We start from the raw sequence: 9,293 nt of genomic DNA, 5'->3' as shown, positions 1-9,293 counted from the left end.
TCAGTCGCTCAGAACCCGTACTCGCCGGGAGATAGTGAAACTTATTAGTTATACACAGGTTTTTCAACAACTGTTGATAACTAAATAACTACGAAAAACCGGGGGGTTGTAACGTGAAATGGTGGCTTTTACAGCCATTTCGGCAGTCTTGGGAAGATGCAGACTAGCAGACGGTGGTCCAATTTGCAAGGTCAATTTATTGCAGGGTAAGTAAATAAACTCTTGACATATAAGGGTCTCTGTGGTTAAAAGTATCCTCTTTGCAATCCCCGAGAACACCCTCGATTTTCACTGTACGGAGAGAACCCATGAAGAGGACTTATCAACCGAGTAATACGTCGCGTAAGCGCACCCACGGCTTTCTCGTACGCATGGCAACCAAAAACGGCCGTCTGGTCATCAAGCGTCGCCGTGCCAAGGGGCGGAAGAGACTTTCGGTTTCCATCGCCGGCAAGTAGGACGTTCGACCCTGTTCCGTTTTACCAAGGATGAGCGTCTGCTGCGGAGGGCCGATTTTCTTCGGCTCTCCGCAGCGGCGCGAAAGCTTCATACGTCCAGCTTCATTGTTCTTTGGACGCCAGGTGAAACAGGACGGAGACGGATTGGAATCACTGTTAGCCGCAAGGTGGGAACGGCTGTGGTACGTAACCGCATCAAGCGACTTGTGCGGGAGTATTACCGGCACCATCGTGACGCCCTTCCGAGCATTGATCTGAATGTCATTGCAAAGAAGGGCGCCGAGCGGCTTGATTATCACGGCGTCTGCCGGGAGCTTGGCCCGGTTGTTGAACGCCTCGCAGGCTTGGAATGCTGAAGGGTATTCTCTACATCATCGGCATCTACCAGCGCTACCTGTCTCCCCTCAAGGGGCCTACCTGTCGTTTTTACCCTTCCTGTTCACGATACGCGCACGAATCGCTCACACGGTATGGTCTCGTTAAGGGACTCTGGCTTACTACTATCCGGATCCTCAAGTGTCATCCATTCCATCCGGGCGGCGTTGATCCAGTCAAGTAACGAATAATCAGGAGCTGACATGGAAAAAAGGGCTTTGATAGCTGTTGTACTATCCATTCTCTTCTTTTACGGCTACACGGCACTCTTTTCGCCGCCCCCGAAAGAAACACCGAAGCCGGTTGCCACTGCGACGCAAAGCCAGCCGGCTCAGCAGGTGACTGCCGCACCGGTTCCCGTGGCTGTTCCCGCTCAGCCTCAACCGGCTGTTGCCGCCAGGGACGTGTCGGTCGACACTCCTGCCTATTCGGTGACGTTTTCCACCCAGGGCGGGAGTATTAAGCGCCTCGATCTGAAGCGGTATCATGAGACGGCTGGTCCGGGCGGCAAGAACGTCACGCTGGTTTCCGAGGACAATCCGTCGAATTACACCATTGGCCTCCGCGCTCCCGGTTTCGGTCTTGACCAGAATGCAGTCTTTGTCCCGAGTGCCGACGCACTCACCGTAGGACCCGGCGAGAAGAAGCAGCTTTCCTTCACCTGGGTTTCGCCGGCCGGCGTCACGGTGACAAAGACATATAACTTTTCCGGTGACGGCTACGGGCTGGAGATACAGTACCAGGTCACCAACAGCGGCAGCGCTCGCGTATCCTCGCCTGTTCAGACGGTCCAGACCTATCCCCTTGTGCCAAAGGTCAAGGAGAGCAGGTTTGAGACCTTCGGACCGGCGACCTTTGCCCAGGACAAACTGTTTGAGGACAAGGTGAAGGACCTGGAGTCGGGCGCAAAGACTCATGCGGCTCCGCTCTGGTCCGGATTCGCTGACAAGTACTTCCTCTCTGCCGTACTGGCTCACGAGGGTAGTATGGCGGCAGCAACCATCCGCAAGACAGCCTCGGGTTATCTGGAGAACACCATCTCTTCACCTGAACTGTCCCTTAACCCCGGTGAGGGCCGGGCGCTTACCTATCGTCTTTTCTTCGGGCCCAAGGATATCGATGTTCTCAAGGCACAGGGCAACAGCCTGGAGCGGGCGATCAACCTGGGCTGGTTCGCGATGCTGGCTAAGCCCCTTCTCCACAGTCTCAAGTTTTTCCACAACTACACCGGGAACTACGGGATAGCCATTATCATCATCACGGTTATCATAAAGGTTATCTTCTACCCGCTAACCCACTCCAGCTACAAGTCCATGAAGGAGATGCAGAAGCTCCAGCCGAAGATGCAGCAGTTGCGCGAAAAGTACAAGAATGACCGTGAGGCCATGAACCGCGCCATGATGGAACTGTACCAGACCCATAAGGTGAACCCTGTGGGCGGGTGTCTCCCCATGCTCGTACAGATTCCCGTCTTCTTCGCGCTCTACAAGGCGCTCATGTTCTCCATTGAGTTGCGCCACGCGCCCTTCATGCTCTGGATCACCGATCTGGCCGCCAAGGATCCCTACTACGTGACTCCCATCATCATGGGTGTGACAATGGTCATCCAGCAGAAGATGACGCCTTCCCAAATGGATCCTGTGCAGCAGAAGATGATGATGGCGCTGCCGGTGGTCTTTACGTTCATGTTCCTCAACTTCCCGTCGGGCCTTGTGCTTTACTGGCTCGTCAACAACGTGCTTACCATCATTCAGCAGTACTACATCAACCGCAGCATCAGTACGGCGGAGGCCAAGTAGCGGACCATGTACGTGGAAGATACCATAGCCGCCATCAGCACGGCGGCAGGGGAGGGTGGGGTCGGGATCGTCCGCGTTAGCGGACCGGACGCCCCCTCGATTGCCCGCCGCGTTTTCAGGCGCGGTTCCAACGGTGACTTCGAAAGTCACCGTTTTTATTATGGGTCGGTTGTTGATGCTGTCACTGGCGAGGCCGTGGACGAGGCAATGGCGGTCCTCATGGTACGCCCACGGTCCTACACCCGTGAAGACGTCCTGGAGATCCAGTGCCACGGGGGATATCTCGTCACCCGACGCGTCCTGGAACTCGTGCTTGCCGCCGGGGCGCGTCTCGCAGAACCCGGTGAGTTTACCCGTCGAGCCTTTCTCAATGGCCGCATCGATCTGGTTCAGGCAGAGGCTGTCATCGACGTGATCAGGGCCAAGACCGACGCTGCCCTTGCCTTGGCTCAGCACCAGCGCCAGGGTCGGCTATCCCAACGGCTCGACACGGTTATGGCCGAGTTGCGTCAGGCTCTAGCACTGGTAGAAGCGTTCATCGACTTTCCCGAAGACGACATCGACCCAGCTGCTCAGGATGCATTAACGGTCCATGTGAGGAAAGCCGCCGAAACGGTTGGAGAACTAATTGCCGGATTTGACGAGGGACGGGTCCTGCGAGAAGGGGTGGCTGTCCTTATCGCAGGCAAACCGAACGTGGGAAAGTCTAGTCTTCTGAATACCCTTCTTCAGGAAAAGCGGGCCATCGTCACCTCGGTACCCGGCACCACCCGAGACATTATCGAGGAGGTGGTCAATATCCGCGGTCTGCCGCTCCGGATGATCGATACCGCCGGTATTCGCGACACTGAAGACATTGTGGAAAAAGAAGGGGTCCGCCTCACCCTTGAAAAGATCCCCGAGGCGGATCTGGTACTGCTGGTGATCGACGGTTCGCGACCTCTTGATGAGGACGACCGGATGATCCTTTCTGCCCTTGCCGGCAAGCGACTCATTCTCGTGGAGAACAAATGCGATCTGCCGCGGGCCGTGCAGATTCCCGATGAACTTGTCCTGATGCCTAGGGTCACGGTTTCCACCTCGCGAGGCGACGGCATTGATGAGCTGAAGGAGTCAATTTTCCAGACCTTTATTCACGGAGCTGCTATTGACAGTCGTGAGTATGTTGCTGTCTCCCGGGTTCGTCACCGCGATCTGCTGTCCCGTTCAACGATGCACTTGACCGCGTTCGAGCAGGGACTTGCGTCGGGGTTCACTCTTGAGTTGCTGGCTGTTGAGTTGCGCGACGCTCTGGCCGCTGTCGGTGAGGTCACGGGTGAGACAACCCCGGACGACATCCTGGACGTCATTTTTGACCGATTCTGCATTGGCAAGTGACCCGAAACGCCACGTGAGGGGCATGGCTGACGCGGGTTCCCCGTGCCACACGGTGTAGGGGTCAGCTCAAAATTGGTCCGATGTCGGCATCATGTTTCACGTGAAACGTTTGCTGTAACATTGCGAATGTAGTGATAAAAAAGCTGGGATACAGTATCCTTGAAGCTCTGATGTGAAACGAAGGGGAAAGGAGGCGGCGGGACGTCATGAATCTCATTGATTACGAAAAGCAGTACGACGTCATCGTGGCGGGAGCCGGCCATGCGGGCTGCGAGGCGGCCCTGGCCGCGGCGCGGATGGGATGCGAGACCCTGCTTCTCACCATCAACCTGGATGCCATCGCCCTCATGTCGTGCAATCCGGCCATCGGCGGACTCGCCAAGGGGCACTTGGTGAAGGAGATCGATGCGCTGGGCGGCGAGATGGGAAAGAACATCGATGCCACCGGCATCCAGTACCGCATTCTCAATACCCGCAAGGGGCCTGCGGTACGGGCCTCCCGCGCCCAGGCTGACAAGCAGCTCTATCGCCTCCGGATGAAGCACGTAATGGAGGAACAGGAACATCTCTCGCTCAAGCAGGGTGAGGTCACGGGCCTCGTGGTTGAAGATGGTCGGGTGCGGGGAGTGGTGACCAAGGTCGGGGTTCGCTTTCTGGGTAAAACGGTTATTCTCACCACCGGGACCTTCATGCGCGGACTGATCCACGTGGGTCTCACCAACTACCCGGGCGGCAGGGCGGGAGACCTGCCTTCGGTGGGGCTGTCTGACCAGTTGCGCGATCTCGGCTTCACGGTCGGCCGCCTCAAGACGGGAACCCCGGCGCGCCTGGACGGGAACACCATCGATTTTTCCCGGTTGGAACCCCAGTACGGAGATGATCCGCCAGTGCCGTTTTCCTTTTCTACCGAACGGATCGATCGGCCCCAGCTTCCCTGCTACATTGCTTACACCAACGAACGTACCCACGAAATCATCCGGAGCGGTCTTGACCGTTCACCTCTCTATTCGGGCGTTATTGAAGGGGTTGGTCCCCGGTATTGCCCGTCCATCGAGGACAAGGTCATGCGGTTCCCGGACAAGGACCGCCACCAGAGTTTTCTTGAGCCAGAGGGGCGCGATACGGTGGAATACTATCCGTCGGGCCTCTCCACCTCTCTTCCCATCGATATCCAGTATCGCCTCTACCGCTCCATCGAGGGGCTGGAAAACGTTGAGATCATGCGGCCGGCCTACGCCATCGAGTACGACTACGTGGATCCGATTCAACTCCATACGTCACTTGAAACAAAGCTCATCCGCAACCTCTATCACGCCGGCCAGATCAACGGCACATCCGGCTACGAGGAGGCGGCGGGGCAGGGGCTCATGGCGGGCATCAACGCGGCGTTGCGAGTGCAGGGTGAGGAGCCCCTGGTGCTCGGCCGCGACGAGGCCTACATCGGGGTCATGATCGACGATCTGGTAACGTTGGGGACCCGCGAACCCTACCGGATGTTCACGTCGCGGGCCGAATACCGGTTGCTGCTGCGGGAGGACAACGCCGACCTGCGCCTTCGGGAACGTGGCCACGCTGTTGGTCTCGTTCGGGACGAGGAGTACCGGCTGTTCCTGGAAAAACGTGAGCGGATCGGTGCGGAGCTGGAACGGTTGCGCACCGCGAAACTCCTGCCGTCCGAGGCGGATCCGTCGTTCCTCGAAACCTACGGCATGACCGATCTGCGCAATGCTTTGACGTTTGAGCAGCTCTTGCGGCGGCCCGACATCACCTATGAAGAGCTTTCGCAGATTGACCCGGTTGCGGGTATGGTTCCGCCGTCGGTGAAGGAACAGGTGGAGATCCAGATCAAATATCAGGGCTACATCGAGCGGCAGCTGGACCAGGTGGCGCGGGCGCGCAAGCTGGAAGGGACCCGTATCCCCGACGACCTGGACTACACCGTCATCCCCGGTCTCTCCGCCGAGGTGAGGGAAAAGCTCCTTCGCTTTCTCCCCGATACCTTGGGGCAGGCCTCACGCATCCAGGGGGTCACCCCTGCCGCCGTCGGTATCCTTTCCGTGGCCATCAAATCCAGGAGCGCGTCGTCGTGAACGGCCGGGCCTGCCGGATACTGCAGGAAGGTGCTGCCGAGCTGGGTGTCGAGATCAGTGACGAACTGGTCACGTTATTTTCCCTCTTTGCCGACGAGCTGAAAAAGTGGAACCGGAAAATTAACCTCACAGCCATCACCGGCGACGAAGAGATCGCCCTGAAGCACTTTGTCGACTCGCTGGCCTTGTGTCGGCTGGTGAGCGGTGACGACGAACTGCTTGATCTGGGGTCTGGTGGCGGTTTTCCCGTTTTGCCCCTGGCGTTGGTGTTCCCGACTATGACAGCGGTGTCGGTTGACGCCGTTGAAAAGAAGATCATCTTTCAGCGCCACGCGGCCCGTTTGCTGGGGTGCCGGAGGTTCGAGGCCATTCACGCCAGGGGCGAGGATCTGCCTCGCATGCTCGAGCGTCGCTTCAATCGGATCGTATCGCGCGCCTTCAGTGACATTCCCTCCTTTGCGAGAATGGCGCTGCCGCTTTTGATGCCCCAGGGGACGATCATCGCCATGAAGGGGAGGGGGGGCGCGGAAGAGGCTGATGCCGCGCGCGGGGCCCTGGAGGAGATGGGCCTCACTGTTGTCCGGGTGACAGAGTACCGCCTTCCCTTTTCAGGCGACGCCCGCACCCTGGTTGAGATTGGTTTTTGTTAATTTTACACAATCTAACAATCTGGTGGGCGAAACAGCCTTCTCGCCGGTTTTTGCTGCCGGGGGAGGAGGCGGCCTTGGTGGTCCCTTAAAAGCCGCTCAAAGCTAAAATTTGAAAGCCGCCCCTCTGCAGCCCTTCACGGGGTTTTTCGCCCATGGACCCGCCTCCCGTACAGTCAGCCCTGCTGTTGCGTGCCGACCAGCAGGTGATATCATTAAAACGCGGTGCCCGTGAACCGTAAGGTGCCGCGGAGTCCCGCTGCTAGCCAGTCGAGGAAAGGGGAGATTAAAATAATGAAAATTCGCATCCTCAAAATCATAGCTGCCGTGCTGCTGCCGACACTCATCCTCACGGCCTGCACCTCCTATCGGAGCCAGTATGTCGGGTTTAGGCCCGCTGAGGACTACATAAACAGTCAGGTGGTGAACGGCGTGACCATCGGCGGCGAGGCCTTTGCCGACACGGCCTCCGCCACCGACGCTTTCGGATTCGACGTGATCGGGACCGGGGTCATGCCGGTGCAGGTGGTCATGAGCAACAAGGGTCCTAGAAGCCTTGAGATCGTTTCCAGCCAGACCTTTTTGGTGAATGATCAGAACCGCTACTTCCCCGTGATCCCCAACACGACCGCCGTTGACCGAATCGAGAAGTCGACCCAGTTCGCCTCCTTTTTCGGCAAGGGAGCTGGGAAGGGAGCACTGCTCGGTGCGGCCGGCGGTGCGATTCTCGGTGCGGCCATCGGCATCGTCTCGGGGCACAGCGTTGCCGAGGCGGTGGGCAAGGGGGCAGCCGTCGGCGCAGCCGGCGGAGCCATTGCCGGCGGTGTTTCCGAAGGGACGTCGGGCGAGCGCGAGCGCACCATTATCGAAGATATCCGTAACAAGGGGCTTGAGGGGAAAGCTCTGCCGGCAGACAGCATTGCCAGCGGCTTCCTGTTCTTCCCTGCCGAAGCCGGAAGTGCAAAGGAATTGCGCCTGCAGCTGCGGGAGCGTGAGACCGGCGTGACCTCCAACGTGGTGTTGAGATTCAAGTAACCGCAGCCCCATCTGCCATTAAAAAGAGGCTCACAGCCTCTTTTTTTTCGTGAGGAGCCAGAGTGGAATTCCGTATCTACTATGAGGACACCGACGCCGGCGGCGTAGTCTATCATGCGCGCTACCTGGGCTTTTTCGAGCGGGGACGATGCGAGTTCCTGCGGGAACGCGGACTTTCGGTCCGGGAGCTGGCCGACCGAGGCTGCATTTTTCCGGTCGTGCGGATGGAGATCGACTTTCGTGCCCCGGCAGTGCTGGACGATCTTGTCCGGGTTGAGACCGAGGTGCTTGAGGTGGGCAAAACCTCATTTACCGTGGGACAGCAGGTGGTGCGCTGCCTGGACGGCAAGCTGCTGGTTGGGGGCAAGGTGACCCTCGTCTGCGTCGGGCCGGGGATGAAGCCCAAACGTCTCCCCGCCGAGCTGATCCAAGCCTTGATGCCGGAGATGCCGTGAGCGCACCCCGCGTGTCGATTCTCATGCCGGTCCGCAACGAAGAGCGCTTCCTGCCCGCTGCCCTGGCCTCCCTGTGCCGGCAGTCCCTGACGGCATGGGAACTCATTGTCGTGGACGACGGCTCCACCGACGACACGCCGGAGCTGTTGCGCGTGGCCGCGGCCCGAGACCGGCGGGTGAGGGTGTTCAACAACGCGGGCGCGGGACTGGTAGATGCCCTGAATTACGGCCTCGCCCACTGCCGTGCGGAACTCGTGGCCCGCATGGACGGTGACGACATATCCCACCCGCAGAGGCTGGAACGCCAGGCCGCTGCCCTTGACGCGGATCCCGGCCTGGGACTCGTGGCCACCCGGTTTCGCCACTTTCCCCGACACTCGGTGGGACTCGGCATGCGTGCCTATGAAGAGTGGCAAAACGGCCTGCTGACTCACGAGGAAATCATGCGTGACCGCTTTGTGGAGTCGCCGGTCGTCCACCCGAGTGTCATGGCTCGCCGGCAGGCTCTGACAGATGCCGGAGGCTACCGGAAGACCGGATGGGCAGAAGATTACGACCTCTGGCTGAGGCTTGCAGCCGGGGGGGTCAGGTTCACGCGGCTGCCGGAGGTGCTGTTCTTCTGGCGGGAGCGCCCCGAGCGCGCGACCCGCACCATGGGGGAATATGCCGCCGATGCCTTCCGCGCCTGCAAGATCCATCACCTGTGTCAGGGGTTCCTGCTGGGTGTGGACAACGTCACCCTGGCCGGGGCCGGGCTGGAGGGGAGGGCGTGGCAACGAGCCCTGGCGCGGGAGGGGGTGCGGGTGGGCCGATGGCTCGACGTGGACCCGCGGAAACAGGGTCGAATCCTCCACGGGGCGCCGGTGACGGCACCGGATGACGTCAGGGCGGGCGCTGAAAAGATCCTCGTTACCGTGGGAACCCGGGGGGCGCGGGATGGAGTTCGGGCCTGGGCCCGCAGGGCGGGCTTGCGTGAGGGAGAGGATTTCGTCTGCGTCACTTGAGCGGTGGCCAGTGGTGCGCGCGGGATTGATCAAAGCGGAAGGAGAACAATGGC

General features: G+C 59.5%; 10 protein-coding genes. All 10 read left to right on the top strand.

The genetic code is table 11. The features are described 5' to 3' along the window. The first annotated feature begins 308 nt into the window (after positions 1 to 308). Complete coding sequence (gene rpmH, locus GS_RS17370) at positions 309 to 458, top strand: 50S ribosomal protein L34 (RefSeq protein WP_010944078.1); 150 nt, start codon at positions 309 to 311, stop codon at positions 456 to 458. A gap of 11 nt (positions 459 to 469) precedes the next feature. Then, positions 470 to 814: a ribonuclease P protein component gene (gene rnpA / locus GS_RS17365; protein ID WP_010944077.1), complete on the top strand. Its 345-nt coding sequence runs from the start codon at positions 470 to 472 to the stop codon at positions 812 to 814. After that, positions 808 to 1,017 carry a membrane protein insertion efficiency factor YidD gene (gene yidD / locus GS_RS17360; RefSeq protein ID WP_010944076.1) on the top strand — a complete coding sequence of 70 codons (210 nt, stop codon included), beginning with the start codon at positions 808 to 810 and terminating at the stop codon, positions 1,015 to 1,017. Before rnpA ends, yidD begins: the two co-directional genes overlap by 7 nt. A 19-nt stretch (positions 1,018 to 1,036) precedes the next feature. After that, positions 1,037 to 2,632: a membrane protein insertase YidC gene (yidC, locus tag GS_RS17355; protein ID WP_010944075.1), complete on the top strand. Its 1,596-nt coding sequence runs from the start codon at positions 1,037 to 1,039 to the stop codon at positions 2,630 to 2,632. Positions 2,633 to 2,638: 6 nt separating this feature from the next. Beyond that, a complete protein-coding gene (gene mnmE / locus GS_RS17350; RefSeq protein ID WP_010944074.1) occupies positions 2,639 to 4,009 on the top strand; it encodes a tRNA uridine-5-carboxymethylaminomethyl(34) synthesis GTPase MnmE in 1,371 nt (456 codons plus the stop codon). A gap of 206 nt (positions 4,010 to 4,215) precedes the next feature. After that, positions 4,216 to 6,099 (top strand): tRNA uridine-5-carboxymethylaminomethyl(34) synthesis enzyme MnmG, encoded by a 1,884-nt coding sequence (gene mnmG, locus GS_RS17345; RefSeq protein WP_010944073.1) that lies wholly within the window; start codon positions 4,216 to 4,218, stop codon positions 6,097 to 6,099. Further along, positions 6,096 to 6,749 carry a 16S rRNA (guanine(527)-N(7))-methyltransferase RsmG gene (rsmG, locus tag GS_RS17340; RefSeq protein ID WP_010944072.1) on the top strand — a complete coding sequence of 218 codons (654 nt, stop codon included), beginning with the start codon at positions 6,096 to 6,098 and terminating at the stop codon, positions 6,747 to 6,749. Before mnmG ends, rsmG begins: the two co-directional genes overlap by 4 nt. A gap of 291 nt (positions 6,750 to 7,040) precedes the next feature. Further along, positions 7,041 to 7,781, top strand: coding sequence for a lipoprotein (locus GS_RS17335; protein WP_010944071.1), 741 nt, complete (start codon positions 7,041 to 7,043; stop codon positions 7,779 to 7,781). A gap of 62 nt (positions 7,782 to 7,843) precedes the next feature. Then, a complete protein-coding gene (locus GS_RS17330; protein ID WP_010944070.1) occupies positions 7,844 to 8,236 on the top strand; it encodes a YbgC/FadM family acyl-CoA thioesterase in 393 nt (130 codons plus the stop codon). Further along, positions 8,233 to 9,240 carry a glycosyltransferase gene (locus GS_RS17325; RefSeq protein ID WP_010944069.1) on the top strand — a complete coding sequence of 336 codons (1,008 nt, stop codon included), beginning with the start codon at positions 8,233 to 8,235 and terminating at the stop codon, positions 9,238 to 9,240. The genes GS_RS17330 and GS_RS17325 overlap by 4 nt, the downstream gene beginning before the upstream one ends. The last annotated feature ends 53 nt before the right edge of the window (positions 9,241 to 9,293 follow it).

Source organism: Geobacter sulfurreducens PCA, assembly GCF_000007985.2.
In the GTDB taxonomy this organism is placed as follows: Bacteria; Desulfobacterota; Desulfuromonadia; order Geobacterales; family Geobacteraceae; genus Geobacter; species Geobacter sulfurreducens.
This window is presented reverse-complemented; position numbering and strand designations above follow the sequence as displayed.